This is a genomic window from Bacillus sp. 22483 (assembly GCF_052044605.1).
In the GTDB taxonomy this organism is placed as follows: domain Bacteria; phylum Bacillota; class Bacilli; order Bacillales; family Bacillaceae; genus Bacillus; species Bacillus altitudinis.
Genome location: NZ_JBQENU010000019.1, coordinates 1 through 25,781, shown reverse-complemented (window position 1 = coordinate 25,781; position 25,781 = coordinate 1). Strand labels below are relative to the sequence as shown.

Annotated in this window: 24 protein-coding genes; 9 read left to right on the top strand and 15 right to left on the bottom strand. The window is 41.5% G+C overall.

The features are described 5' to 3' along the window. Positions 1-37: 37 nt before the first annotated feature. From ACTJJQ_RS18905 to ACTJJQ_RS18895, 3 genes are all read right to left on the bottom strand, one after another. Positions 38-424: a J-domain-containing protein gene (locus tag ACTJJQ_RS18905; protein ID WP_008341761.1), complete on the bottom strand. Its 387-nt coding sequence runs from the start codon at positions 422-424 to the stop codon at positions 38-40. Between the two features lie 82 nt (positions 425-506). Next, the gene (locus tag ACTJJQ_RS18900; RefSeq protein ID WP_440600504.1) at positions 507-2,231 is read right to left on the bottom strand and encodes a methyl-accepting chemotaxis protein; all 1,725 of its coding nucleotides are present in this window, start codon (positions 2,229-2,231) and stop codon (positions 507-509) included. 31 nt (positions 2,232-2,262) lie between these two features. Then, on the bottom strand, positions 2,263-3,921 hold the full coding sequence (locus tag ACTJJQ_RS18895) for a pyridoxal phosphate-dependent decarboxylase family protein (RefSeq protein WP_440600503.1): 1,659 nt from the start codon (positions 3,919-3,921) through the stop codon (positions 2,263-2,265). 578 nt (positions 3,922-4,499) lie between these two features. On the opposite strand from ACTJJQ_RS18895, the gene ACTJJQ_RS18890 reads away from it, so the two are divergent. Beyond that, positions 4,500-6,482 (top strand): LTA synthase family protein, encoded by a 1,983-nt coding sequence (locus tag ACTJJQ_RS18890; protein WP_017358781.1) that lies wholly within the window; start codon positions 4,500-4,502, stop codon positions 6,480-6,482. 102 nt (positions 6,483-6,584) lie between these two features. Further along, positions 6,585-7,172, top strand: coding sequence for a YjgB family protein (locus ACTJJQ_RS18885; protein WP_440600502.1), 588 nt, complete (start codon positions 6,585-6,587; stop codon positions 7,170-7,172). A gap of 42 nt (positions 7,173-7,214) precedes the next feature. Here ACTJJQ_RS18885 and ACTJJQ_RS18880 read toward each other — a convergent pair whose 3' ends face one another. After that, positions 7,215-7,718: a DoxX family protein gene (locus tag ACTJJQ_RS18880; RefSeq protein WP_017366814.1), complete on the bottom strand. Its 504-nt coding sequence runs from the start codon at positions 7,716-7,718 to the stop codon at positions 7,215-7,217. 617 nt (positions 7,719-8,335) lie between these two features. On the opposite strand from ACTJJQ_RS18880, the gene ACTJJQ_RS18875 reads away from it, so the two are divergent. Both ACTJJQ_RS18875 and ACTJJQ_RS18870 read left to right on the top strand, forming a co-directional pair. Next, positions 8,336-9,697: a DJ-1/PfpI family protein gene (locus ACTJJQ_RS18875; protein ID WP_440600501.1), complete on the top strand. Its 1,362-nt coding sequence runs from the start codon at positions 8,336-8,338 to the stop codon at positions 9,695-9,697. Positions 9,698-10,347: 650 nt separating this feature from the next. Beyond that, entirely contained in the window at positions 10,348-11,106 is a 759-nt protein-coding gene (locus tag ACTJJQ_RS18870; protein ID WP_440600500.1) for a DUF817 domain-containing protein, read from the top strand. 18 nt (positions 11,107-11,124) lie between these two features. Here ACTJJQ_RS18870 and nagE read toward each other — a convergent pair whose 3' ends face one another. Further along, positions 11,125-12,489, bottom strand: coding sequence for an N-acetylglucosamine-specific PTS transporter subunit IIBC (gene nagE, locus ACTJJQ_RS18865; protein WP_019743522.1), 1,365 nt, complete (start codon positions 12,487-12,489; stop codon positions 11,125-11,127). A gap of 190 nt (positions 12,490-12,679) precedes the next feature. Between nagE and map the strand changes: the two genes are divergently transcribed. From map to ACTJJQ_RS18850, 3 genes are all read left to right on the top strand, one after another. Further along, positions 12,680-13,429: a type I methionyl aminopeptidase gene (gene map / locus ACTJJQ_RS18860; RefSeq protein ID WP_008341769.1), complete on the top strand. Its 750-nt coding sequence runs from the start codon at positions 12,680-12,682 to the stop codon at positions 13,427-13,429. 262 nt (positions 13,430-13,691) lie between these two features. Next, complete coding sequence (locus ACTJJQ_RS18855) at positions 13,692-13,853, top strand: hypothetical protein (RefSeq protein ID WP_008341770.1); 162 nt, start codon at positions 13,692-13,694, stop codon at positions 13,851-13,853. Positions 13,854-13,987: 134 nt separating this feature from the next. Then, positions 13,988-14,125 (top strand): YflJ family protein, encoded by a 138-nt coding sequence (locus ACTJJQ_RS18850; protein ID WP_008341771.1) that lies wholly within the window; start codon positions 13,988-13,990, stop codon positions 14,123-14,125. 41 nt (positions 14,126-14,166) lie between these two features. Here the strand turns inward: ACTJJQ_RS18850 and ACTJJQ_RS18845 are convergent, their stop codons facing one another. Beyond that, the gene (locus ACTJJQ_RS18845) at positions 14,167-14,817 is read right to left on the bottom strand and encodes an MOSC domain-containing protein (protein WP_046342941.1); all 651 of its coding nucleotides are present in this window, start codon (positions 14,815-14,817) and stop codon (positions 14,167-14,169) included. A gap of 122 nt (positions 14,818-14,939) precedes the next feature. Between ACTJJQ_RS18845 and ACTJJQ_RS18840 the strand changes: the two genes are divergently transcribed. Continuing rightward, positions 14,940-15,212 (top strand): acylphosphatase, encoded by a 273-nt coding sequence (locus tag ACTJJQ_RS18840; RefSeq protein ID WP_039962563.1) that lies wholly within the window; start codon positions 14,940-14,942, stop codon positions 15,210-15,212. A gap of 14 nt (positions 15,213-15,226) precedes the next feature. Here ACTJJQ_RS18840 and ACTJJQ_RS18835 read toward each other — a convergent pair whose 3' ends face one another. The 3 genes from ACTJJQ_RS18835 to ACTJJQ_RS18825 form a co-directional block, all read right to left on the bottom strand. Continuing rightward, a complete protein-coding gene (locus ACTJJQ_RS18835; protein ID WP_440600499.1) occupies positions 15,227-15,652 on the bottom strand; it encodes a hypothetical protein in 426 nt (141 codons plus the stop codon). Positions 15,653-15,751: 99 nt separating this feature from the next. Next, positions 15,752-16,858 carry a nitric oxide synthase oxygenase gene (locus tag ACTJJQ_RS18830; protein WP_058214353.1) on the bottom strand — a complete coding sequence of 369 codons (1,107 nt, stop codon included), beginning with the start codon at positions 16,856-16,858 and terminating at the stop codon, positions 15,752-15,754. Between the two features lie 104 nt (positions 16,859-16,962). After that, entirely contained in the window at positions 16,963-17,520 is a 558-nt protein-coding gene (locus ACTJJQ_RS18825; RefSeq protein ID WP_017366806.1) for a PadR family transcriptional regulator, read from the bottom strand. A 113-nt stretch (positions 17,521-17,633) separates the two neighbouring features. Here ACTJJQ_RS18825 and ACTJJQ_RS18820 point away from each other — a divergent pair, with 113 nt between their 5' ends. Next, positions 17,634-18,119, top strand: coding sequence for a phenolic acid decarboxylase (locus ACTJJQ_RS18820; protein WP_008341777.1), 486 nt, complete (start codon positions 17,634-17,636; stop codon positions 18,117-18,119). Between the two features lie 63 nt (positions 18,120-18,182). Here ACTJJQ_RS18820 and ACTJJQ_RS18815 read toward each other — a convergent pair whose 3' ends face one another. The 6 genes from ACTJJQ_RS18815 to ACTJJQ_RS18790 all read right to left on the bottom strand — a co-directional run. Beyond that, positions 18,183-19,823: a M14 family metallopeptidase gene (locus ACTJJQ_RS18815; protein WP_135010350.1), complete on the bottom strand. Its 1,641-nt coding sequence runs from the start codon at positions 19,821-19,823 to the stop codon at positions 18,183-18,185. Between the two features lie 181 nt (positions 19,824-20,004). Beyond that, positions 20,005-21,303, bottom strand: coding sequence for a citrate:proton symporter (locus ACTJJQ_RS18810; protein ID WP_056408464.1), 1,299 nt, complete (start codon positions 21,301-21,303; stop codon positions 20,005-20,007). A 190-nt stretch (positions 21,304-21,493) separates the two neighbouring features. Next, entirely contained in the window at positions 21,494-22,471 is a 978-nt protein-coding gene (locus ACTJJQ_RS18805; RefSeq protein ID WP_017358771.1) for a tripartite tricarboxylate transporter substrate-binding protein, read from the bottom strand. A 2-nt stretch (positions 22,472-22,473) separates the two neighbouring features. Beyond that, complete coding sequence (locus tag ACTJJQ_RS18800; protein ID WP_025206910.1) at positions 22,474-23,172, bottom strand: response regulator; 699 nt, start codon at positions 23,170-23,172, stop codon at positions 22,474-22,476. Between the two features lie 3 nt (positions 23,173-23,175). Then, the gene (locus tag ACTJJQ_RS18795; RefSeq protein ID WP_440600498.1) at positions 23,176-24,771 is read right to left on the bottom strand and encodes an ATP-binding protein; all 1,596 of its coding nucleotides are present in this window, start codon (positions 24,769-24,771) and stop codon (positions 23,176-23,178) included. A gap of 140 nt (positions 24,772-24,911) precedes the next feature. Further along, on the bottom strand, positions 24,912-25,781 hold an 870-nt coding region (locus ACTJJQ_RS18790; RefSeq protein ID WP_440600497.1), incomplete at its 5' end, for an exosporium glycoprotein BclB-related protein.

The following is a 25,781-nucleotide window of genomic DNA, read 5'->3' as shown; positions in this document are numbered from 1 at the left end:
AAAGCTCCCTCAATGTGCTCAGAGAGGCAGCGTGTCATCATCTTTTTTTATGCTCCGTTAGTTTTTCATAGACCCTATTCTTATAAAAGGAGGAGGCTGGACGAGCAAATGTTTGGCGCTTGGATGTGAGTTCATCAAGGCGTTTTTGTTTTTCCTCACATACGAGAGAGAGTTTTTTTCTTTCTTCTCCATCTATACTCGTTTTCAGTAACTCTTTGACCGTCATTAGTTCTTTTTTCAAAGCGGTTTCTTCCCCGGCAAAGCCAGCATTTTTCATGATTCGATAGCCCATCCTCAGTTCTTCAGGTACATGAGCAGCATCATCCTTTGGCAGAGGTTTCCCAAAACCTGCTAGTCCTTCAAAAGCTCCATGGTCCATCGCCTTTTTGATCCGTTCTTCTGACAATCTCTGCGCAAAATCCATGACACGTCTCCTTTCAGATCGTCTGATATTTTGGTTAAGCATAGCAAAAAAGCTGACTCTCTCACAAGAGCCAGCTTTCTCGTTATTTTTTGTCGATTTTAAAAGTAGATACCATTTGTGCCAAGTCCTCTGACATGTCAGAGAGCTGTTCAATCGCACTTGAAATTTGCTGCATGCCAGCACTTTGCTGTTCTGTTGCTGCCGCTACTTCTTGAGAGCTTGCCGCATGTTCTTCTGACACGACCGAAATTTGTTCAATCGATGTAGAAATTGTTTGATAAGCGCGTTCTACCTGCTGAATAGATTGAAGCAAATTGTTCGTTCTGCTTGCAAATTGAGACACTCCATCATAAATACCAGCGAAGTTCTGCGAGGTGCCTTTCATTTGCTCCCGGCCTTCTTCCACTGCTTTACTGCTTTCCTCCACGCTTTCAAGGACACGCTGACTATTTTCCTGTGTGCCAATGACTAAGTCTGAGACCGTTTTAGCTGCATCAGCTGACTGTTCAGCTAACTTACGGACTTCATCAGCCACAACAGCAAATCCTTTTCCTTCTTCTCCTACACGTGCAGCTTCAATAGAAGCATTCAGTGCAAGCAGATTCGTTTGCGCTGAAATGTCCGTAATAATGGAGATGACACTTTCAATTTCTGTTGAATGTGATTGCAATTCTTCTGCCGCCTGCTTTGAGCTTGTCATCATGTCGTGTAACATGTTGAGATGTTCAAGCACATGCTGCACCAATTTTTGACCAGATTCTGACTGCTCTTGTACTTCTGATGAAACAGATTTCATTTCATCCACTTCTTTTGTCACGCCTTCGATTTGAGTATCGATTTCCGCAACAGATGTTGTGCAGTCTGTAATGTTTGCGACTGAATCATTGATTCCTTCACTCATATTCGTCATCGCTTCTGACACTTGTTGTGCACTTTGACTAGATTCTGTTGTCACTGTGCGAAGCTGTGAAGACATTTTCGACACTTCACTTGATGAGTTTGAGATCTTTCCAATAAGCTCTTTGATCCGTCCCTGCATTTTCTGGAAGGAAGCTGCTAATTGACCGATCTCATCTTTACTTTGAACTTCTACCATGCCAGTTAAATCACCATCTGCAATTCGATCTGCTGATTCCATTAATGAACGTGCTGGTTTTGCAATTCTTCTTCCCATGAAGAATGAGAAGAGTAATCCACCGATGAGCACAATCGCAGATGCTACTGTAATATAAATTGTCAGCTTTTTCGTTGTTGCTGGAACAACAGACGCATCTAAGTCAATTCCTAAAATCCCCGTGAGTTCACCGCCTGAATCTTTAATTGGTAAAAAGACGGATTTATGAGTCCCGAACGAATCAACGTAAATATCACTTTTGACCATTTTATCTTCAGAAAGAGCTTGTTTCATTTCATCTGAAAAGACATAATCTTGATCAAAATCATTGTCTTGCCCTGTTAGTACGATGATTCTTTCTTTGCCGCCCTTATTTGATAACACGTATAAGTTCTCAAGCGTATGATCTTTTTGTAACTCTGTGAATTTCTTTTTGATCTCCACATAAATGGGATCATCCTTCCCGCTAATGCTAAGGACATTTCCATCAATATTATCGATTTCTTTTTTCGCTGTATCAATATCTGTTGTTAATCGATAATCAAATTGCTTTAATAATTGGGAAGATAAATCCTGGCTAACTAAATAAAATGTTAGAACGAATAATGCAACGGTTGCGAGTAATGTTACGACAACGACTGACATGATTTTGGAGGATATCGTAAGTCCTCCAAACTTCCTTTGTTTCGCCATTTTTTTCTACATCTCCACTCTCAATTTTAATTTAAGCCTCTACACTTTCAAATTGTCCACAAACAGATGCAATGACATCTTTTAAATAAGATACGATATGAGGGATATGCTCCGGTAACGTATAAGGTGAAATCACAAAAAATTTACTCACACTTAGATAAAATTCTTGACCTTCTTTGGCATTGACTTGTAAAAACTTCGTTGTATCGCCAAAGAACATTTCGTCTCTTTTCTCTCCAAGCTTTTCAAAGAGGATTTTGTTCAAATCATTGTTGCGCTCAATTTCCATAGCAGTTGCTTCACCAGACACTTCTTCCTTAAAACGAGGAGAGCCGTCTAGGTAAATTCTAAACAATGTAGCCATTCCGACATTGTCATCATTGACGACTTCTGCTTGTGGAATTTCCTGACGAAGTGCTTCTCTAAATGCAAGGTTCACCTCTAAAAATTGACCGAGCAAGCGCTGGTATCCTTCAATTCCAAACGTTAGCAGCACACTTAGCATGCTGATGGAGCTTCCCATTCTTGAGCATTCCAGTGTATAACCGGTATGGTATTCCCCGTATCCTCTATGTCCAACGTATGGTGTTTCTTGTTCTTCTAGGTCCAAGCGCTTTAAGTCAGCAGCGTTTTTCACTAAGAATAAACTAGATGTGTATGGTGTTTGTCCGAGTTTTTGAAAGTCAAAACACATCGTGTCAGCAAGAGAAAGATGCTGGAATTTCGCTTTGATTTCTTTTAGCATACGAAGAACACCGTCTGAGAATTGCAGCGGGTTTTCAGATACATCATACTCATTAAAGAAAGCAAAGAATCCACCAAGCGCCGAATCTGCATGAATATGCGGCACCTTGAGACCATACTTCTCAGCAATGGCTTCTGCCGTTTCACGCACCCCTTTTACATCATCAATTGCAATGGCATCTGTTGTTCCGGTTGTTGCCACAATATAAACGGGAATTCCGCCATTTTGGGCAACATGTTCCATTTGACAACGCAAATCTTCCATATCCATCGAATGATCTTTATTCGTCTTAATTCTGATTAAGTTGTCTGTGCCAATCCCTGTTGCTTCCATTGACTTAAATAAGCTGTAATGTGCTGCATCAGAACAAAACGCATAAAGATTTTGCGGGACACCTTTTCGTAATGACTCCGGTGCAACTTTCGCAATCGCTAAACGAAGTCCCGAGAAAATAGCCCCTTGACCTCCCCATGTTGTGTAGCCCCCGCTCACATTTGGATCATACCCGATGAGCTTAGACATCATTGAGACCACTCTGACCTCAGCTTCTGCGCCTGCTGGTCCATACACATCCCAAAGGTTGTTTCCGTTAACCAGCATAGCCGTCAGCATGCCTAGAATTCCTGGTGTACTTGCCATTGGCAAAATGTTCGTGAAGAAATACTTCGTGTGGTATGGATGATTATGTAAAAGCTTCAGTAATTCTTCATTCACAAGTTCCGCTTGTTGTCCGTTCATCGGAATTTGACTTGTTTCAGTGAGCTTTTTGTAAAAGTCCTCCTCACGATTCTTTTCACCTTTTAGGTGAGCACGGTTCGGATCCTTCAGGTCATCGACCCCTGAAATGATCTGTTCCATTAATTTAATGAGTTCTTTCCGCTCTTCTGCATTTCCGTCCTCACTCGGAAACCAGTTCTGAACGAGGTTCTGTGCTCGTACAGTCATATACTATCAATCCTTTCAATGGAAGATTTCCTGTCACTGTCTATATCGACCCCGTTTCAAAAGTTTATAGTGTCGAACTGTTCACTTAAGTATATTTAGATAATTTGTTCACCTGTCAAAAAGAATAAAACCCTTACAATACACATCAAAACCATTATGTTTGTGAAACAACAATATATATCAATATACTTTCTTGAAGGAATTATTATCCAGACAATTCAGCGGTTTATTCATTCATTTTTTTTACTTAACCTGCATAAACATTAATAAACACTGGAAATCCGCCTAAATGCACCATTGTAGAAATCAAATTAATTCTTTAGACTTGTGTCTTTTTACCTGTTTTATTGATATAGCAACAGGAAAATTACAGAATTTTCTGTAATTATTAGGATGAATTTCACAAAAAGTTTTTCGGAGATCGAATATTTTCGATGTCTTCCCATTTCTAGCTCGGACAGGTTGCCTTAGGTGCTCACCGGTTATGACTTTTCTATTTGTGCATTTCATGGTATATTCTAATGGTTCGTTTTCTTTCGTTCCGCCTCTTCCGTTTAACGGAGAAAAGGAGTGTTTAAATGAAAACATTTATTCAAAAAAGGGGCCTCGGCTTCTTTGTAATTGCAGCCATCTTGTTATGGCTCAAGACGTATACAGCTTATTTAATCGAATTTAAACTTGGTATATCAAATGTGCTTCAGCATATTTTGCTTTTTGTGAATCCTATTAGCTCCAGCTTGTTCTTTCTTGGCTTTGCTTTATTGTTCAAGAAAAAATGGCAGCCTGCCGCTATCATTGTGATTCACTTTTTCATGTCTTTTTTACTTTACGCAAATATCGTGTACTATCGATTCTTCAATGACTTTATCACGCTGCCTACAGTGATGCAGGCAGGAACGAATGGCGGACAATTAGGTGATAGTGCATTTTCACTCATGCGTTGGACTGATATGTTTTATTTTCTCGATACCATCATCTTGATCGTACTCGCAGTCCGCATGAAAAGACAGCAGCAAACAAGTACAGCGACTGTACCTGTTCAAAAAACAAAATCGTTTAGACTCGTTCTTGTGTCCTCTGTTCTGATTTTTGTTGTCAACTTAATCGCAGCAGAAATTGATCGCCCAGAGCTTTTATCAAGATCGTTCGACCGCAATTATTTAGTCAAATACTTGGGTGCTTATAATTTTACGGTGTTTGATGCCATTCAAAATGTGAAATCAAACAGCCAGCGTGCCCTGGCAAATTCAAGTGACGTAACAGATGTAGAGAATTATCTAAAGGCGAACAGCGCTGATCCTAACCCGGCTTATTACGGGAAAGCGAAAGGCATGAACGTCATTACAATTTCTCTTGAATCACTGCAAAACTTTGTCATTGATTACAAAGTGAATGGAAAAGAGGTCACTCCTTTCCTCAATTCATTAGCCCATGACAACAAAACGTTTTATTTTGATAACTTCTTCCATCAAACAGGACAAGGAAAGACATCTGATGCGGAATTTATGATGGATACGGGGCTTTTCCCATTATCACAAGGCTCTGTGTTTATTAACAAAGCTCAAAACACATATCAGGCGCTTCCTGGCATTTTGAAAAAGGACCAATACACGTCCGCTGAATTCCACGGAAATACGAAAACGTTCTGGAACCGAAATGAAATGTTTAAGTCCTTTGGATATGACAGATTTTACGATTCTGAGTACTACGATATGAATGAACAAGATACGAAGAACTATGGATTGAAAGACAAACCTTTCTTCAAAGAATCCATGCCAATGCTTGAAAATCTAAAACAGCCGTTTTATTCGAAATTCATTACGCTGTCAAACCACTTCCCATTTGGTATGGATGAAGGTGATACCGATTTTGAACCTGGCGACTTCGGAGACTCCGTCGTTGATAACTACTTCCAATCTGCTCATTATTTAGATGAAGCCATTGAACAGTTCTTTAATGACTTGAAGAAATCCGGTCTCTATGACAATACCGTCGTCATTATGTACGGTGACCATTACGGCATTTCAGAAAACCATAATGAAGCGATGGAAAAAGTGACTGGCGAAAAAATTGGAGATTATGAAAATGCCCAGCTTATGCGTGTGCCGCTCTTTATCCATGTGCCAGGCGTAAAAGGCGGACAGATTCATAAATACTCTGGTGAAGTCGATGTTGCGCCTACCCTTCTCCACCTGCTCGGAGATGATACGAAGAACTATTTAATGTCTGGTTCTGATATCTTATCGAAGAACTTTAAAGAGCTTGTGCCATTTAGAAACGGAGACTTCGTGTCTAAGGACTACACGAAAGTAGGCAACAACTATTACAGCAACAAAACAGGTGAAAAAATCGAGCCGACTGAAAAGGCATCACAAGAAAACGAAACGGTGAAAAAAATGCTAGAGACATCTGATAAGATTGTCACGGAAGATTTACTCCGTTTCTACAAACCTAAAGGCTTTACACCAATTGAGCGAAATGATTATGACTACACAAAGAAAGTACAGGATGAAAAAGATTCCTCTTCCGCCAAAGATGAATCCAGCTCGTCTTCCAAATAACTTTCTTATTTAAGGCCCCAGCCGATCCAAGATCAGCTGGGGCTTTTTACGTTTGATCCACATGGCACCGGGTATAGTTGAAGAAGGAGGGATTGATTAATCATGAAAAAAACAGCAGCTTTTGTCGTGACCGCTTCACTCGCTTCTTCCACCTTATTCGGTTTTAGCCCGGCGATTTCAGCGCACACCATAACCAAAACGGAGACAGAACAGTCCATTCCTCAAGGGCCGAAAGCAGCGCTAAACAGCATTTATCAGCTAGCACATCAAGGACAAATGCCATACTATGCAGAAGGACTCAAAATAGGGGTTCAAACAAAAAAAGACGTTCGGCATAAACTAGGACAGCCTTATCCAGAAACCGGTCAAAGCGGCTTTGATTTGTATCATGCTGAGATGGGCAACCCTGGATTTGCTTTTCACTATGACAAAAAAGGCAAGATTAACGAAATCCGTTATTTTGGAACAAATGTAGAAAAAGAAACGAATATCGGAGGAATGACTCCTTCCCTATTAAAGAAACAGCTTGGATCAGCAGATTCAGTCAGCACCATCCCGCAAACAAAAGAGAAAAAATACGTTTATCAGACCGGTGATTATGAGCTCGAATTTATCGTCGGACATGATCCAGATATCAGTCAGCATTCGTTAACAGTCTTGCATATCAACCTTATAAAAAGTGATTCTTAAATAAAAAGCATCCTGAGCAAAAACTCAGGATGCTTTTCTTTATTATGATGCCACTTCTAAATGCGGCTTTCTTTTCAGTTTTCGCTTAAGGACTGGACCTGCTACATAATCAAGACCAAATTTTCCGGCATTTCCTTTCGCTGCTATGATAAAGACGGCGATCAGAAGAAGAAGCGGGTTAACAGAGACGGTTCCAGCTAGTAAGAAAGAGACATTCATCACGCTTCCAAAAAAGGCTGCAGTTGTTGTAAACAATCCAACAATTAGTCCTAGACCAACTAAGATTTCTCCCCACATGACCATGACACTGAAGAGTCCGGCATTTGGCAACGCGACATTTTCTAAAAACCAGACATAGAACGGATAAACAAGATGTCCATCTTTCACAACAGGTTCAGCTATGGCAAATTGCAAATATCCTGATGCATCGAATCCACCTGTTAGTTTTCCAATACCAGATGTCAGCCAAGTCCATCCGATATAAAGTCTTGCTGCCAAAAGGATAACCGCTGCCCATACATTCGTTTGTAAGAATTTTGTAAACATGATGATGCCTCCTTTTAATTTATGTGAATTATTTCACATTTTCTTTATGATCTTATTATACTGCTTAATATACATTTGTGATCCTTTTCACATATATATTCACAAATTGTTCATGAATATCTAATTTGTCCTAATCTCAACAGTGAATTCAGCTTGTTGAAATAAGTTTTTGGAACATGACACTCAACTACTGTGTCAAAGTACGATAAAGTTTCTGTGAATTTGTCTAAATGGAAATAGCATTTACCCAAGTTGAAAATTGTTGAAGTGATGAGGTATTGATTGGTAGTAACTTGTGCGTGTGAATAGGACTTGTTGAAGTAGTTTAAGCATTATCATACTGCTTAGTTACCAGCAATAACTGTATAACACCAGGCATATACAGACCATGCTTCTTCGGCGCTGTGGGAATAGCACGGTCGAGTCATATTCAGAAAAGTGCAGTCAGTTAATATTTTAAAAGAAGCTTTCGTCTGCTGAGAAAAAGGTCCTTTACTAAGACCTTAGTCAGAGAAAATATAAGCCTCGGGCGGGTTTATTCAATTTCCTCCTTTCTTTATTATCGAAGTAAGTAACACTTCACAATTACTAGAGAAAATTAAGGGAGAGAAAGGCGATTGAATAAAGTATGGCGTTTCATCATGTATATATGCGTTTTCGTTCTGGTTGTTGGAGGAACCGGAGCGATCGGTTTCATGAGCACGATGCAGGAGGCTATGTCGGTTTATGATAAGCCAGTTCCTGCTTCTCTACAAAGCATCCAAACTCCTACCTATGATTCGAAAAAGCCAACAGTGGTCGTTATTTTGGCGAATGAAGTAACCGAGGTGTTTGATTTTCTCGTACCATACGAAATGTTCTCCATGACGGGTTCGTACAATGTGTTTGCGGCAGCTCCCGACAAAAACATAAAATCGTTGACGGGCGGGCTTGATGTCGTACCGCATTACTCTTTCGACGAGGTGGACAAATTGACAGGCAAAAGTCCGGATATCATCGTGATTCCTTTCATGCCGATTTTGGATGAATCGAAATACAAGCCCGTCCGCGATTGGATAAGGAAGCACTCCGGCAAGGAAACGATATTGTTATCCATCTGCAATGGGGCGGAAAATTTGGCGGATACCGGCCTGCTGAACAGGAAATCTGCAGCAACACATTGGGGAGATATCGGCAGATTGGAAAAGAAATATACTGAGATTACTTGGAAAAGGGATCAGCGTTACGTGCATGACGGTAACATAGTCTCCTCGGCCGGCCTGACTTCGGGGATTGATGCCACGCTGTATGTTATATCCCATAAAATGGGAAATTCTATAGCGGAGAAAGTAGCGAAGGAAATGAATTACCCTTCCTACGATTTTGTTCAGCATCCGCAAATGGAGCCTTTCACGGCCGGATTGAGCGATATCGTCTATATTTTGAACAATGCGTTTCAATGGAGCAAGAAAAAGAACGGGGTCCTGCTGTATGACGGTGCCGACGAGTTGATGTTATCCTCCGCTTTTGACACGTATGGTGCTTCCGGAACGACAACAACATTGACGATATCCAACAAACGCGAGCCAGTGGTTACTCGACACGGTCTGAAACTGATCGCCCGATATCAAATAGAGGATGCACCAAAACTCGACAAAATGATTTTTGTAGGACCGGACGTTAAGACGCGCGCTACAGATGATATCCGAAACTGGAACGTGAACGGTGGAAAGGCAGAGCAGCTTTTCCTGCACAGTGATTCGCCAAAGCGATTCGCGATGGAACCTGCGTTTGAAGATTTGGCGAAGCAAGAAGATATCTTGACGGCGAAATTCGCCGCCAAGCGGCTCGAGTACCGCGCCACAAACCAGCTTAAGCTTAAAGGAGCACCATTTTCGTACGAAGCGTTCAGCATACCGATCGGTGTCGGCTTGTTGTCTATGTTCGTCGTATATTTGGTAGAAAGACGTTTCTTAAAGAGAAAGACTGTTACCGCATAAAAACAGAAAGCAAGTAGCATCACAGTTTGGAATTACTTATACATTTTTGGACCATATTAAGAAGAATACGCACAATTTATTTAGGATTTCTTAAAGAAAAATGAGATTGATAATGATGGTTGATTACAATAAATTTAATTACATTCCTTATTAAACAAACGAGTACCGATAGTTCATCAAGCTATGAGTAATCTTAGAAAGGAAGAACACCCTCTAAATAGAGGGTGTTCTTCCTTTTGCTTCTCTTTCAAGAAATATTACGGTATTTATCGATACACCATAATAAGAGCCTCATAATTTGCGCGAGACATGTCAGCATATCATAATTGATCTGACTTTGTTTCTTTGGATGCCGCCTTTTTCTCTTTCCTGAATGCTTATTCTTCGAATACTTTCTCACGTGCATTCCCCCTACTGGACTTTTAAAGAGATATCTAAGAAAGATAACCTCTTTGTAACCAGTAGTGACCAAATACTGTGACCTGTTGCAAATTTAGTTCTGATTATAAGAGAAGGAACCTTTAGAGACTCCTTTAGAATAAGCATGTCTGAATACTATTAAAACTTTGCTGCTGCTTCACAGAGGTAAACTTTTCCCTTGTTATCACCGTCTAAGTTATTTCAGACAGTAAAAAGGGGTTACATTTTGTATGAAAACATTATTTCATTTTGCTTATTTACAGGCTATTTCATGCCTATTCCCCGTCATGATCTTTACAGCGCTTGCCCTATCAAAGATCGTGTCTATTCCTTTTCTTCCTCGATATGATGTTATTCTTCTGCTTTGCCTTATCGCACAGCTCCTCATGCTGATGCTGCGGCTTGAGACACTGACAGAGTTGAAGGTTATTTGTCTCTTTCATGTGATTGGAATAGGCTTAGAAATCTACAAAGTACATATGGGTTCTTGGTCCTATCCTGAAGAGGCTTATTCGAAAATTTTTGGGGTTCCGCTCTATAGCGGTTTTATGTATGCCAGTGTGGCAAGCTATATTTATCAAGCACTGACTCGGCTTCGCGTGAAGGTGAATGCGTGGCCTCACCCGTTTCTTTCAGTGGGGATCAGTTTATGTATTTATCTCAATTTCTTTACTCATCACTGGATTTATGATCTACGCTGGTGGCTGACATTACTCCTAGTGGTTGTGTTTCGAAAAACAACCGTGTCCTTTCAGGTCGGTTCATCGACCTTTCGCATGCCGCTTGTTATCTCGTTTTTGCTGATTGGCTTTTTTATTTGGGTGGCCGAAAATGTCACGACATTTTTAGGAGCATGGCAATATCCAAATCAGCAGCATGTTTGGTCTCTCGTCCATCTTGGTAAAATCAGTTCATGGTTTTTACTTGTTGTCATCAGCATTGTACTGGTGATCGAACAGCGAAAACAAAAAAACGTTCAGCCCATTTGATCTGGCTGAACGCTTTTTTTAGTCCCGAGCGACTTCCTTGCGAAGATCATCGGCTACAAATTCGACATTTGTTCCAATGATGATTTGTACGGAAGTTTTTCCTGACGTCAGTACCCCTTTGGCACCTGCTTTTTTCAATGTACCTTCATTTAATAAATCTGTATCTTCTACTGTTAAACGAAGACGGGTCGCACAATGGTCAATTGTGGTGATATTGTCTTTGCCGCCTAGTCCCTCTACGAGCATACTTGCTCCGGCAGTATGTGTATCATCCCCTGGGATATCTTCGATGTCATCATCTTCCCTGCCCGGTGTTTTTAGCTTTAACAATTTAATCAGGAAATAGAAAACAACAAAGTAAATCACGCCATAGATGACCCCAACCACAAGTAACAGAATGGGTTTTTGCGCAATTCCAAAACTTAAAACGTAATCAATCGCACCGGCTGAAAAAGCGAAACCGCTATGAATGCCTAAGGTGTTGACAATAAAGAGCGAAAGACCCGTTAATATCGCATGAACACCATATAAAAGTGGAGATAAAAACATAAATGAGAATTCAATTGGTTCTGTGATCCCTGTAATAAATGACGTCAGTGCCATCCCAATCATAAGACCGGCTGTTGCTTTTCGTTTTTCAGGCTTTGCGGTCACAACCATCGCGAGACATGCCGCCGGCAGCCCAAACATCATCACTGGGAAGAAACCAGTCATAAAGACACCTGCACTTGGATCGCCTTTGAAGAACCGCGCTAAATCACCTGTCGCTCCGCTGAATTCACCGAATTGAAACCAAAATAGATTATTCAGCACATGGTGAAGTCCTAATGGAATGAGCAAGCGGTTAAAGAAGCCAAACAGCCCGGCACCCGTTGCTCCAAGACTTAAAATCCACTCCCCTAAATCATTGATCACACTTTGAATTGGAGGCCATACATATCCAAAAACGGCTGCTAATAGAATGGTAAAAAGTGCTGTCATAATTGGCACAAGCCGTCTTCCACTAAAGAAACCTAAGTATTCCGGCAGTTTCGTGTCCTTAAATTTATTGTAAACGTAACCTGCCAAAAGTCCGCACAAAATACCACCCAATACCCCCATATTGTTGGTCGAATTGATCGACGTGGTACCAGCTGACAAAATAAAATAAGAGATCGCTCCAGATAACGCCGCTGCTCCGTTACCGTCCTTTGAAATACCAATCGCTACACCCATAGCAAAAATTAAAGCCAAATTCGCAAAAATTGCATTTCCTGCCGCATGAATAAACGGGATGTTGAATACATCTTCACGCCCAATAGCCAAAATGATACCCGCTGCAGGAAGCACAGCGATTGGAAGCATAAATGATTTTCCTAACTTTTGAAAAAACTGAAACACCATCTTATTTCTCCCCCCTTCGTCATCATCATGAACAAATCTCTCATGATGTTCATAAAAAATATATCATATGCACATCTAGTTATCTATACCAATTTGTCCACATCTCACCCAAATCTCAGCCTTTACTCTTTTGGCGTAAAATGTGGTAAGCTATTGAATAGAATGAAGTTATAGAAAGCGGGAATGAACAGTGATTGTCAAACATGATCATGAGTTAGAAGCCTTAAAAAAAGTCGGCCGAATTGTCGCTTTGGCAAGAGAAGAAATGAAAAGCCAAGCGAAACCAGGCATGTCTACAAAAGAATTAGATTTGATTGGGAAAAAAATATTAGAAGAGCATGGAGCCAATTCAGCTCCTGAAAAAGAATATGATTTCCCCGGTACGACTTGCATCAGTGTCAATGATGAAGTCGCACATGGCATTCCAAGTGAAAAAACCATTTTACAAGAGGGCGACCTCATTAATATTGATATCTCAGCAGAGCTTGATGGATATTATTCCGATACTGGGATTTCATTCGTTTTAGGTACAGGAGATGCTCGTCTTGAAGCATTATGCCAGTGTGCAGAGGATGCATTCCTTGAAGGATTAAAGCACGCGAAAGCCGGAAAAAGACAAAATCAAATTGGCCGTGCAGTCTACAATACGGCGAAAGAACAAGGATTTACCGTCATTAAAAACCTGACAGGACACGGCATTGGGAAAAGCCTGCATGAAGCACCTAACCATATTTTGAACTATTATGATCCATTCGATAATGCTTTGTTTAAGAATGGGACAGTGATCGCCTTTGAACCTTTCATTTCAACAAATGCTGAATCGATTTATCAAGCAGATGACGGCTGGACATTTAAAACACCTGATAAGAGCCTGGTCGCACAGATTGAACATACGATTGTGATCACAAAAGACGAACCGATTATTTTAACAAAGCTGTAAGTAAGCGGGTCCCCTCCTTCACTGGAGGGGGTTTCAGCGTGTAGACAAACCCTCGCATTCGGTGTCAGTCCTGCGCGCCAGTACTCGTCCTTCCTAGACTTCAAAGGTTTTCTATCACGCTGAAGAGAAGACAAAGGGCTAAAATCAAGTTCATTTTAGACCTTTCTCAACAATCTGCAATCCCTTTCACGAATCTGTCACGACTAAACAAAAATGCCTGTGGTAAAATAGGCAAAGATATGCGAAAGGGGTCTTATTTGATATGTGGTTCATCATCATCGGTGTTATCTTCTTTATTGAAAGTATTATTTTAACGGTTGTAGGTATTAAGAAAAAACAATCCATGATGACCTACCTCGGGATTGTCATCATGATTATGACAGTCGGCATGATCATCGTTACCCTCAACCCGCCAAATTCATAAATGATTATTTCCAGCATATACATGGATCATAGGCAGATAGAATCAGTTTTCATTTCTAAACACCTGCACACTTTTCACGTCCTTTTTTGAGATGTTACAATGCAGGCAGTTTCCATTGAAAGGAGTTTTCTATCATGCATTATGGTAGCAAAGGCTGGTATGTCGAAGAATTAAAGAAGCTTGGTGTGACCAAGCATGAAGGAAGAAAGCTTCAAAGCTTTAAAACTTATTTCCTTGCAAATCTTCTTGAGCAAAAGAAAACGAGCTCTTAAATGTTGAAAAGCCGTACATCCATAGCAGATGTACGGCTTTTTTATATGGGCTGAACACGTTTTTCTAAAGATTTTCTGACCACATCTGCTAAGGCATCTACTTCAAGAACTGCTTTCAGCCTGTTTTGATCTACTTGACGGTATTTGACTTCATTGACTTCGTGGACTGTGATGGGATGGGGCGCTTTTTCGACTAACACAAGAGCTTCATCAGGAGAGACCATTCCTTCTTTCAGAACACGCAAATAAAAACCGGTATATCCCGTTTGCTGCACTTCCTTTACAAGCTTCATGTTTCCATGCTTAAGAGAGAGCTTCACACATGGCTGTCTTGGCTGGCTGACCTCAACTAGCGCATCCCCAAGCTGAAATACATCTCCAATACGAACTTCTGTCTCTACAAGCTGATGCACGGTCACGTTTTCACCGAAGGCTGCCTCCTGTAACGGCACCCCTAAAAATTGCTCAAAGTAAGTATAGTGATCATATGGAAAGACGCAAACGGCTTTATCATCACCTCCGTGATGGACCAAATCACCTTGTCCATCTCCATCAAAATTGAGCTTACTCAAATAAACAGGCTCGTGAATACGCTTTTTGTTGATGGCTGTTTTGATTTCTTTACCATTCACATAGGTGGTGATAGGTTGTCCTACTTGAATTCCTTCGATGTCGTACCTTGTCTGCCCCACTCTCGCCATCTCCTTTGATTGTCTGATTGCTTTTATTTTACATGGTTTGACAGTCAAATCATAGTCGGTACGTGAAGGAACGAGACAGGTTATGGTACGATGAGAAAAAAGGAGAGATGACATTGGTTCATTATCACGCTATTGTAAAAGGACGAGTGCAAGGAGTCGGCTTTCGTTATTTTGTTCAAGGAGAAGCCGTCAATCGAGGGATAAAAGGCTGGGTACGCAACACAGATGAGGGTCACGTGGAGTTAAAAGTAGAAGGAGAGCAGCAGGAGGTGTTTGACTTTTTAGAGACCGTCCGTAAAGGTAGTCCTTTTTCAAAAGTCACACATTTGGACATGGAGCCGCTCACCAAGTTCGCCCATTATCAAGACTTTCGGATTAGAGGATAGTTGATGTGTATCCTTTATTTCACAACAGTAAATGGGTTTGCAACATAATAACCAATCAAGGTTGTACGTGAAACATCTTTGTAGAGACTCACATGAACATCATAGTTGGCTGATCCACTGTTAGGAAATAATAAACGAGTAGGTGCTGCGAAAGCGTTTTGTCCAGAGATAGACCCTTCGTGTGTAAAGACTGGTGTCACTGGGAAAGTAAGTTTTCGAATAGCAGCTGTATAATAAAGTGTTTCATTTGTTATTGCTGTCATGTTGACGTTGACCTGAGGATGAAGCGAAGTATAAGTTGAACGATCGGTTGTCACCTTTAAATCGATGTCATTCTGAACCATTGCTCCAGTCGTTGCTTTAGCTCTTTCATCACCTAGTGGTAGAAATCCGTTGAAACTGAATACAGCCAAAAATATGAGCAACGTCATTTTTTTCATCTATATTCCCCCTTTTTGATTTCACCGCCATTAAACCATCATTTTCCAAATCAAACAACATTCCAAAGACTCATTTCATACAAAAAACCTAGCTTTTCGCTAGGCTCTTTCCGTCCCGTGGTAGGGTTTTTCCTGATAAAAATAATTCGGTTTCACGATCGTATTGTCATAGTGACGATGGAAGATATGCGTAGCAGCTGGTGATACTGGCGGAATCAGCCATGTCCAATCACCAGTCAGCTTACGATCAGCTTTTTCTTCCTGTTTTTCAAACTGCTTGAACTGATGGGCAGCTGTATGATGATCCACAATGGTCACCCCTGCTTCCCTGTAAGAATGGAGAACCGCGACATTCAATTCGACAATGGCTTTGTCTTTCCAAAGTGACGAATTTTTTGTTGTATCGAGCCCTAAAATAGAAGCGACTTTTTTCAACATATTGTAGCGGTTTTCGTCAGCTAGATTACGTGCGCCAATTTCTGTTCCCATATACCATCCATTAAACGGTGCCGCATTGTAATGAATGCCGCCAATTTCTAATTTCATATCAGCAATAATCGGAACAGCATACCATTTCAGTCCTAAATCACCGAACCCATCATATTCAGGATGAGTGATCTCTACCTCTTGAACGATTTCTTTCGGAAGATCATACAAAACCGGCGGCTGATCTTTTAGCTGAAACATAAGTGGCAGAAGGTCAAAATGCGTGCCTTCGCCTTTCCAGCCATGCGCTTCACACAACTTGGTTAATTCAAGTGATGCCTCGTCCCCAATGATGCCATATTCAGACTCATATCCCGCATAACGAACGAGCTGATGATTATAAATAACGACTTCCTTCCGTCCCTTGTTCTCTGGTGGGAAGATGGTAATGGACGGTTTGATTTTACCCCCATTTGTCGCATACTCAATATGATGAAAGAGTGCCTCTTTCACCTCATCTTCTGTTGTCACGTGCCGGCAGTCATGCACATGCAGTGTTGACCAAAACAAGCGCCCAATGCACCGGTTACTGTTGCGCCATGCCATTTTTGCCCCGTGAGCTAATTCTTCCTGCGTATGAGTATACATGCCGTCAGACTCAATTTCTTTTTTTATTTCATGCAGACGTGCTGCTTTTTCTTCATTTGACTTGCCTAATTCTTCATAGCATACAGAAATAAAAGCTTCTGCTTCATTCCACAACGCTTCTTGGTTACTCAAACATACTCGCCTCACTTTAATACGAATATATCCATTGTAGCGGTTTCTATTGATAAATTCACTTGTTTCAAACCATTTTTTATCATATCGTGCGACGATTGTCCTTAGACAATGGATGAATCAATGACTTCAAGGGTCTTTTGGAGCCAGCGAACATACCCTTTTTCTCTTTCAATTGCTCTTGTCAGCACTAAATAATGCCCGAATTGTGTTGAATGCAGTGATTGGGCAGATGGATCTTCTTCTGTTAAAATGTTCAGTTTCTGTTCAAGCATCTCTACTTTCTTTGTTCGCTCCTGCAGCTGATGTGAGAAGAGACCGGCCGCTTCTTTTTGATCCATAGATGAGATAAAGAACGTTTTTAACATAAATTCATCTTTTGTTGTGTCTGGAATCGGGCCTTTTTTCCTTAACCACTGATGCAGTTCTCTTTTTCCTGCATCAGTGATTTGATAAACCTTCTTCTCTAGCTTCTTTCCTTGTATGTGAATATCAAATTCAATAAAACCCTCTTCTGTTAGCCGCTTTAATTCAGGGTATATTTGACTATGCTTCGCACTCCAAAACTGTCCAAGGGAATCTTCAAAGTGTTTCTTCATATCGTATCCCGTCAGCTCACGCTGATCTAGTAAGCCAAGAATGGCATATTTCAGTACTCTCATGACATGCCTCCAACGCATATTCTTTGACAATAGTATACCATACACCCTAAAATAAACATGTAAATCATGACATGTTTGAAACAACATCATTTTAATTGAAAGAAGGAATAAACATGGATCAATTCGTTGGACTTCATATGATTTATACGTATGAAAATGGCTGGGAATATGAGATTTACATTAAAAATGATCACACCATTGATTACCGCATTCATAGCGGAATGGTTGGAGGCCGCTGGGTTCGTGATCAAGAAGTGAATATTGTGAAACTGACAAAAGGGGTATACAAAGTTTCCTGGACGGAACCGACTGGGACAGACGTGTCTTTGAACTTTATGCCTGAGGAGAAACGCATGCATGGGGTCATTTTCTTCCCAAAATGGGTGCATGAACGTCCAGATATCACAGTTTGCTATCAAAATGACTATATCGACCTCATGAAAGAATCCCGTGAAAAATATGAAACCTATCCGAAGTATGTCGTACCAGAATTCGCAGACATTACGTACATCCACCATGCTGGGGTAAACGATGAAACGATTATCGCAGAAGCACCGTATGAAGGCATGACAGATGAGATCAGAGCTGGACGAAAATAGAAAAAGCGGCACGCACTGTGCCGCTTCTAGGGTGGTTGACAAAGGACTAAAATGAACTTGATTTTAGTCCTTTTTATTTATACCTAACGTCTTTTGAGATAACAAGAATCGGTAAACTGGTAGTTCATCGCCTACTTTCGATGCAATAAAACCTGATGACATATAGCTGTCTTTTGATTCTGGTTCAAGGGCAAGTGACAACAAATTGGTCTCTGGCTGTGCAGTCACATATACCTTTGTTCCTTTTGGCAGTTGACGTTTCTTTTCAACGAGCCTCGTTTCAAGCTGAATATCTGTTTTGCTTGTTTCCACTCGTTTTGTCACCTCATAGGCTTGAACTGGCACTTTCATGCCAACAGGCAATGTCACACTTTTTAACCCTAAAGTCCTGAGCTTTCTATCTACTCCTTCATGTCCTGGGAGAATAAGATAAGCTGTCGGCCGTTCTCTTGTCAATACAGGAACCGCATCACTTGCACTATGAAAACGTACCGGGACATTGGTGGTTTGTCCTTTCTCAATATCCACCATTTCAAGTGAATCGTTCACAGGCGCTTTGAAAGCATCTTGAATGACCACTTGATCATCATCGTTTGATTGAAGACCTTTTTTCACAAGTTTCAGCCGCTCCGTCACCATTTGCTGCTTCACCTGCTTAGCATGCTTCACTGTTGTCTCAATGATTTTTTCATGAGTGGTGACTTGTGCTGCCACGCGCCGGGTAAAGTCCTCTCTGCCAATTCCAATCCCCCTACTTTCTACAAGAAAGGATAAAGCTGGTGAAAGCGCCAGGGCATTTCGGCCAATTCGTGCATCAGTTCCGCCTTCATAAAGGTCGATCTTTCCGTCCTTCCCTCTTGTGTTTGTATAATATAAATCGTTGGAAAATCCCTTATTCGTCAATGTTTCACGCACTCCGTTGACGTACAATTCATTTGACGTGAAACGAATACTTTCAGGAATGTTCAAATTCTTACCGGATAATATCAGCAAATCGTGATACTTGAGAGCACCTGATGCACCGATGTCTTCAAACTGCTTTTGACCAACATCATATTCATGGGCATCGATGACGACCTCGGGCGCATAGCGATTAAATTCTTGATGAAGGGCTGTCAGCTCTGGAGATTCTAGTGTCATGTGGTCACGGTTGCCATCCATTCCGTTTGCAAGCCTGCGGTCAAATGCATAAGAACCATCTGGGTTGATTCTTGGGACAATGATGACGTTGACATGGCTCAGTATGCGCTCTCCTTCATCACCTGCTAGTCGTTTAGCGATGACAAGGGCAGATTCACCGGAGGCTGGTTCATTTCCATGTATTTGTGCTTGAAGCCAGATCGTTGGCTTTTTTGACAGTGGAGAGATGTGACGATCCTTTGTAAAATAGAGGGCTGGAATGGACCTGCCTTCAATGGATGTTCCAATCTGTTTCTGCGTGGCGTAAGGACTTTTACTGACAATGTCACGTAAAAAATCTTGAAGCTCTTCTTGTGTGGTAAATGCTTTTCCTTTTTTCTGAAAAGCAGGGGTATCAAACGTTTCGTCAGGCTCAGGATACAGTTTTTGAACCGAGGCTGGCTGCTCATAGCTTTTTCCATAATAAGGGGTCTCTGCATTCGCTGAAGCTGGGGTCACCATCGACAAACTTCCTGCCATGAGGCATACAGCAGCAAAAAGAATGGTACTTTTCTGTTTGGACATGCTATCCTCTCCCTTCGTTGATTTGCATTATAAAGAAAAAAACAGCAAAAGTGTCAGCATTTTTCAAAAATATATCTTTTGGAGGAATCATGTATGGCTTTATATAGGGCAATTGAATGGAGCTTGCCCTGCAATAGGACCTAAAAAAGAGCGCCTGCATAAGCAGCAGACACTCTTCTCATTACCAGATCGAAATGGCCCCAATGAGAACCGCCATCACTGTCATGGCGACGACTGCAAGAACCGCCCATTTCATGCCAAATTTCTGATGCTGATCTAGTGATACCCCAACGAGTCCAACAAGTAAATGAGTTGATGGAACAAGTGGGCTTAACATGTGAATCGGCTGACCAATGATAGATGCCCTCGCAATCTCAATTTTATCGACACCGTATGCTGCCGCTGTTTCTGATAGGATCGGCAGTACCCCATAAAAGTATGCATCATTCGGCATAAAGAAAGTGAAGATCCCGCTTGTTAGCGCGACAATGACTGGAATAAACCCGCCAAGCTGCTCTGGAATAGCTGAAACAATCGAAATCGCCATTTCATCAACCATTTTCGTCCCAGTTAAGATGCCTGTAAAAACACCTGCCGCAAAAATCATCGAAGCAATCGCCAAAACATTTGTTGAATGAGCCGCAATCCGCTCACGCTGCTGCTCTAAATTCGGATAGTTCACGATAATGGCAACGCAGAAGGCAAGAACAAACAGAACCGTTAAGCTTACTTTTCCAGACACAAGCAAGAGAACCAATAGCAAAGTCAGTGTCAGGTTAAACCACCAAAGTTTCGGTCGCTTAATATCATCTTGCAGTGCCGCTGCCATTTCATTGGCATGAATCGGCTGTTCGAGCTCAATAACACCAAGACGTTTTCTTTCAGACTTCCCAAGAAAGTATGCCACCACAATCATGCTCAAAACCCCTGCGCCAATGACTGGAATCATCGGGCCAAATAAAAGTGATGGATCAACGCCAAGTGCACTTGCCGCTCTAGGTGTTGCCCCTCCCCATGGAATCGTATTCATAATCCCCATGCCGACTCCGGCGATACCCGCTAAAATAATCGGACGAATGCCAAGCAGTGTAAATAGTGGAAGCATGGCTGTTGTTGTAATCATGTACGTTGTGGTTCCATCACCGTCAAGTGCGACAAGCATCGTCAGGACAGCTGTTCCGACAACAATTTTTAATGGATCGCCTTTGACGATGTTTAAAATTTTTGCCACCATTGGATCGAATAAACCTGCATCAATCATAATCCCGAAGTACAAAATGGCAAACATGATCATGACCGCCGTTGGTGCAACTTGCTGTACACCTTTGACAATCATGTCTGAAATTTCTGTAAAATGAAAACCTGCAATAAGAGCAAATGCAATCGGTGTTAATACCAATGCCGTTAAAACAGACATACGTTTCGTCATAATTAAAACCATAAATACAATCATCATAAGAAATCCTAAGATCGCTAACATTTCGTTCACCCCTTATGTTGTATACGCTTTCATTAAATGTTGGTATCCCATTTCCAACCCTTTCTGTCATGATATCTGACACCTGAATTGAAGTAAATATTATGAATTTTAATTCTTTTTTGGTCGATAAATGCTTTTTGTTCATTTTGTGTAATCGTTGTTGTTTGTTGGTTCCATGAAAAAAGCGGTCTCATTTGACCGCTTGTTCTCCTTGTATAAATTGCTCATATCGCCTTAATTGATCTTCCATAAAGACCTTTGCTTCTTTACTATTCATATAACGGCCTGTCCAGCCTTTTTGTTTTAACTGCTTTTTCCATGACTTCGTTTGCGTCATTTTTTGAAGAAGCTGATCCCATGCTCGAATGTCGTGCTGATTCATTTGCTTTGGTCCCATCACACCACGCCAATGAGAGAAAATGAGCGGAATCCCTTGTTCTTTCCAAGTGGGCACGTCTTTGAATCCTTCTAAACGCTGATTCGTTGTGGTCGCAACAAGCTTCAGTCTTTTCTTTTCATAATCGTGGCGAACCTCCGTAATGGTTGTAGTTGCCGCATCTACCTCATGGTCAATGAGTGCTTGGAATAAATCATCTGCACTGTCAAATTTTAAAAACTGAATGCGGTACGGATCTATCCCTGCCATTTCGGCAGCCCGTGCGAATGAGATTTGATCATCATTTCCAAAGTCCGGGGCAAACCCAATTTTTAAGGAATCCGGTTTCTTTTTTAGTGCGTGTAATAGCTCTTTTCCATTTGAGAAAGGAGAATCAACTGGCACTGCGACTACCTGCCACTCTTCCGCAAGAATAGCGAGCGGGGTAACATCATTCATGGTCACGTTACTGCTGCCCAGCAAATTACGGCTTAATAATAAGCTTGAATTTAAACTGATATAATTGGCATCTCGCTCCATCATATAGGTCCATCCTTTATCAACCGTTCCGCCTCTTTGATAAAGAATATGCACAGGCTCTTCCACTAGCTTTTCTTGTTCTAGCACGGTTTTCATCACTTGAGCTGTTTGGTCAAATCCGCCATCAGGTACACCTGATACCACAATGTATAATGGGCTGTGCTCCAGGAAAGAATCTTTTGCTGTTTTTTCATTAAAGGTGAGCGTTGTACAAAGACAGACCAAAATGAGTAAGAGTATTCCTTTTTTCATTTTTATGACTCCGTTTGTTTTTTGGCGGGATAATATTTTCGTTCTGGTCTACCAATGATTCCATATGCCAGCTCTGCCCGGCATTCTCCCGTTGTCACAAGATACTCTACGTATCGTCTTGCTGTTGTGCGTGATGCGCCCATTTTTTCTCCGAGTTCTTCTGCTGTAATTCCGTTCATCTCTGCTGCCATGAATGTTTTCACTTTGTCCAAAGTCAGTGAATTAATGCCTGTTGGCAAGTCTCGCTCATCCTTTTGTTGCGATTCTTCCTGTATTTGACCAAAAAACAGATCAATCATCGTTTGATTGACTTCCTCTTTTGAATTGATTAACTCTCTCTTCTCTTTATATTCGGTTAACACCTGCGTGAATTTTTGGGCGGTCACTGGTTTGATTAAATAATGAACGACTCCATAATGCAGGGCGTCTCTTAACAGCATCGTTTCCGTTGCAGCCGTGATAATGATCACATCCACTTCAGGATGGCGCTCTCTTAACAGCGGCAAAAGGTTCGTGCCGAGCTCATCAGGCATGTAGACATCAAGTAAAATGAGATCCACTTGTTCTTTTTGAAGTGCCTCCCACAGATCCTTTGCACTCTTTGCCTTGCCGGCCACTTGAAAGCCTTGTACCTTTTGTATATAAGATTCATGAATCGCAGCGATTCGAAAATCATCTTCCGCAATGAGTACCTTGATCACAACCTATTCCCCCTTTGTGCCTTTCGGTATGTAAACAGTGAAGATGGCACCACCTTCTTTTTGGTTCGCAACTTCAATCCAGGCCCCAAGTTCATCTAGCACTTCTTTGACATTGGCAAGTCCATAACCTCGCCCCTCTCCCTTTGATGAATGCCCTCTTGTGAAAAGTTGTGAAATGGCTCCTTCATCTACACCGTCCCCTGAATCAGATACCTCTATGATAATATCAAATCCAATATCTGTGATGAACAAGCTGACTTCTCTTTTCTCTTTATTCAATACAGCCTCAAACGCATTGTCTACGAGATTGCCAATGATGGTGATAAAGTGAGATAAACTTAAATGGGCTGGGAGTGGCTCCAATGAACTATTTTCATCAATGTGAAAATGAACCTTTTTCTCAGATGCCTTTCCTAACTTCCCAAGTAAAATGGCTTGTATCTTCGGAGAGCGAATTTGCTTCATGAGTAAATCATGCTGGCGATTTTGAAGTGTATACTCTTCTTTAATTAACTCAATGGCTTCATCCACTTGTTTCAACTCAAGCAAGCCTAAAATAGCGTACAGCTTATTCGAAAATTCGTGTGTTTGTGCTCTAAGGTCTTCTGAATATTGACTGACCTCTGTCAATGTATCCAGTAGCTTTGTCAGCTCGGTTTTCTCCCTGAAGCTCACAATTCCTCCAAATACTCGATTGTCCTGCACCACTTTTTTGACATTTAGCACGAAGGTTTTATCATTGACGACTGATTCTATGTTAGGTTCAATCGTCTCTACCTTTAGATAGGAAAGAAGATTGGCATTTGGCAACACTTGATCAATATGAAGAGGCAGCGTTGAAGAGACGCGTAGCATCTGTTCAGCTGACGTATTCATCATCGTAATGGCACCTTTACGGTCAAATGCAATAATTCCCTCTTTAATCGCATGCAGCATCGCTTCTCTTTCTCGATATAATGAAGCAATTTCATGCGGTTCAAGCCCTAATATATCTTTTCGAATACTCCTTGTTAAAAAAATCGCTCCAAAAACCCCAGGCAAGAGCACAAGAAGGGCAATATAACTTAATTTGAAGAGTTGATGAGCTGTCGCTTGATCGATATCTCTTTTTAAAAATTCGACGCTGACGGTCCCAATAATCTCTTCATAACTGCCAGTTTCTTTCATGATCGGAGCACTTCCTCTGACAACGGTTTCACCATCAGAATCACCCGTTGATATGGAAGTTCCTCCAAATAGCAGTGTACTTCTTCCTTCCGACACACTGATGGTTTTCCCTACATCCTCATGATTCGTATGAAAAAGAACCTTTCCTTTTTGATTGGTGATAAAAATGGCATGCGCTCTTACTTGCTCTTTCATTTGCTCAAGCACAGCCTGTTCTTCATTTTGCGAATCTCCCGTGGCCACCGATGTTTTAATAGGCGGCATATAAGATATCGTTCTAGCAGTTTGCACCGCCAGCTGTTCAGCTTGGCTCTGCCTTTCTGATGTCTGCAAAAAACCAAAACAAATGGTCAATAAGGCAATAACAACAAGTAAAAGACCAATAATTAACCCCAAAATTTTTGTTTGTAAAGTGACTTTCCTTTTGCCCATCCTCACCGCACAACCCCTAATTCAGTAGATTCACCCGAATATACTCTAAGAAAATCATATCATTTTTTCTCATGAAGTTAAGAGAAAATTCACACAGACAAAAAAGGATGACTCAGTATTGAGTCATCCCTGTGTGCCTATTACGTGATGGATAAACCAGCACTTGCATAGCCTGCTACAGTATTCACTAAGGAAAGACCAGTAGCTGTTGCCGAGAATACGACAAGCAATCTTGTTTGCGGTGTGACTGGTACATTTAAACCAGTAGCGATACCGTTTGTAATAGCCCCTATCGTTAAAACACCGGTTAACGCTGGAGCCAATGTGACGCTCGCTACTTGAGTGAAGCTGTTATCTGGTGTTGGTGAAGCAAACAGACTAGCAGTTACAGTAATACTCGTGCCAACTAAAGAAAGGGCTGCTGTCGTGCTAAAATAGCCGGCAAATGACGTAATGGTTCCAGCTCTTGGAACGGAGAATGCCATGTTTAACAATGTTCCTGCTGCTCCGGTTAAATCAATGATTCCTCCTACAATACTGACACCTGTCGCCGAGTTACCGAATCCGACCAAACTAGATGTTCCAACTAGACCGCCTGCGATTGTGGTTAAAACAGCTGGTGTACCAGATGCAAATGGAATAATCGCACTTGATCCTGTCGCACCTGTGGCGCCTGTTGCACCGGTTGCTCCCGTGGCGCCTGTTCCTGTAGCACCTGTTGCACCCGTATCTCCTGTTACACCTGTGGCTCCGGTTACTCCGGTCGCTCCTGTTGGACCTGTATCTCCGGTGACACCGGTTGCTCCCGTGGCGCCTGTCACACCTGCGGCTGCCAATAACGTGTAATCTGGAGACGTATCTGGTGTGCCAGTTGGTGGTGCTGTATTTACGACATAAGTTCCACCTTCATATGTCACCACTTGACCTACTGTATAGGTTGGAGCTGTTGCTGGGTCAAATGCCAAAATACCAGCTAACCCTACTCCGGTTGCCCCGGTATCTCCCGTTGC

Excerpts from the sequence above, each read along its gene's own strand:
- ACTJJQ_RS18905 (WP_008341761.1), bottom strand. The coding sequence starts at position 424 with ATGGATTTTGCGCAGAGATTGTCAGAAGAACGGATCAAAAAGGCGATG.
- ACTJJQ_RS18900 (WP_440600504.1), bottom strand. The coding sequence starts at position 2,231 with ATGGCGAAACAAAGGAAGTTTGGAGGACTTACGATATCCTCCAAAATC.
- ACTJJQ_RS18895 (WP_440600503.1), bottom strand. The coding sequence starts at position 3,921 with ATGACTGTACGAGCACAGAACCTCGTTCAGAACTGGTTTCCGAGTGAG.
- ACTJJQ_RS18890 (WP_017358781.1), top strand. The coding sequence starts at position 4,500 with ATGAAAACATTTATTCAAAAAAGGGGCCTCGGCTTCTTTGTAATTGCA.
- ACTJJQ_RS18885 (WP_440600502.1), top strand. The coding sequence starts at position 6,585 with ATGAAAAAAACAGCAGCTTTTGTCGTGACCGCTTCACTCGCTTCTTCC.
- ACTJJQ_RS18880 (WP_017366814.1), bottom strand. The coding sequence starts at position 7,718 with ATGTTTACAAAATTCTTACAAACGAATGTATGGGCAGCGGTTATCCTT.
- ACTJJQ_RS18870 (WP_440600500.1), top strand. The coding sequence starts at position 10,348 with ATGAAAACATTATTTCATTTTGCTTATTTACAGGCTATTTCATGCCTA.
- nagE (WP_019743522.1), bottom strand. The coding sequence starts at position 12,489 with ATGGTGTTTCAGTTTTTTCAAAAGTTAGGAAAATCATTTATGCTTCCA.
- ACTJJQ_RS18855 (WP_008341770.1), top strand. The coding sequence starts at position 13,692 with ATGTGGTTCATCATCATCGGTGTTATCTTCTTTATTGAAAGTATTATT.
- ACTJJQ_RS18850 (WP_008341771.1), top strand. The coding sequence starts at position 13,988 with ATGCATTATGGTAGCAAAGGCTGGTATGTCGAAGAATTAAAGAAGCTT.
- ACTJJQ_RS18835 (WP_440600499.1), bottom strand. The coding sequence starts at position 15,652 with ATGAAAAAAATGACGTTGCTCATATTTTTGGCTGTATTCAGTTTCAAC.
- ACTJJQ_RS18825 (WP_017366806.1), bottom strand. The coding sequence starts at position 17,520 with ATGAGAGTACTGAAATATGCCATTCTTGGCTTACTAGATCAGCGTGAG.
- ACTJJQ_RS18820 (WP_008341777.1), top strand. The coding sequence starts at position 17,634 with ATGGATCAATTCGTTGGACTTCATATGATTTATACGTATGAAAATGGC.
- ACTJJQ_RS18815 (WP_135010350.1), bottom strand. The coding sequence starts at position 19,823 with ATGTCCAAACAGAAAAGTACCATTCTTTTTGCTGCTGTATGCCTCATG.
- ACTJJQ_RS18810 (WP_056408464.1), bottom strand. The coding sequence starts at position 21,303 with ATGTTAGCGATCTTAGGATTTCTTATGATGATTGTATTTATGGTTTTA.
- ACTJJQ_RS18805 (WP_017358771.1), bottom strand. The coding sequence starts at position 22,471 with ATGAAAAAAGGAATACTCTTACTCATTTTGGTCTGTCTTTGTACAACG.
- ACTJJQ_RS18795 (WP_440600498.1), bottom strand. The coding sequence starts at position 24,771 with ATGGGCAAAAGGAAAGTCACTTTACAAACAAAAATTTTGGGGTTAATT.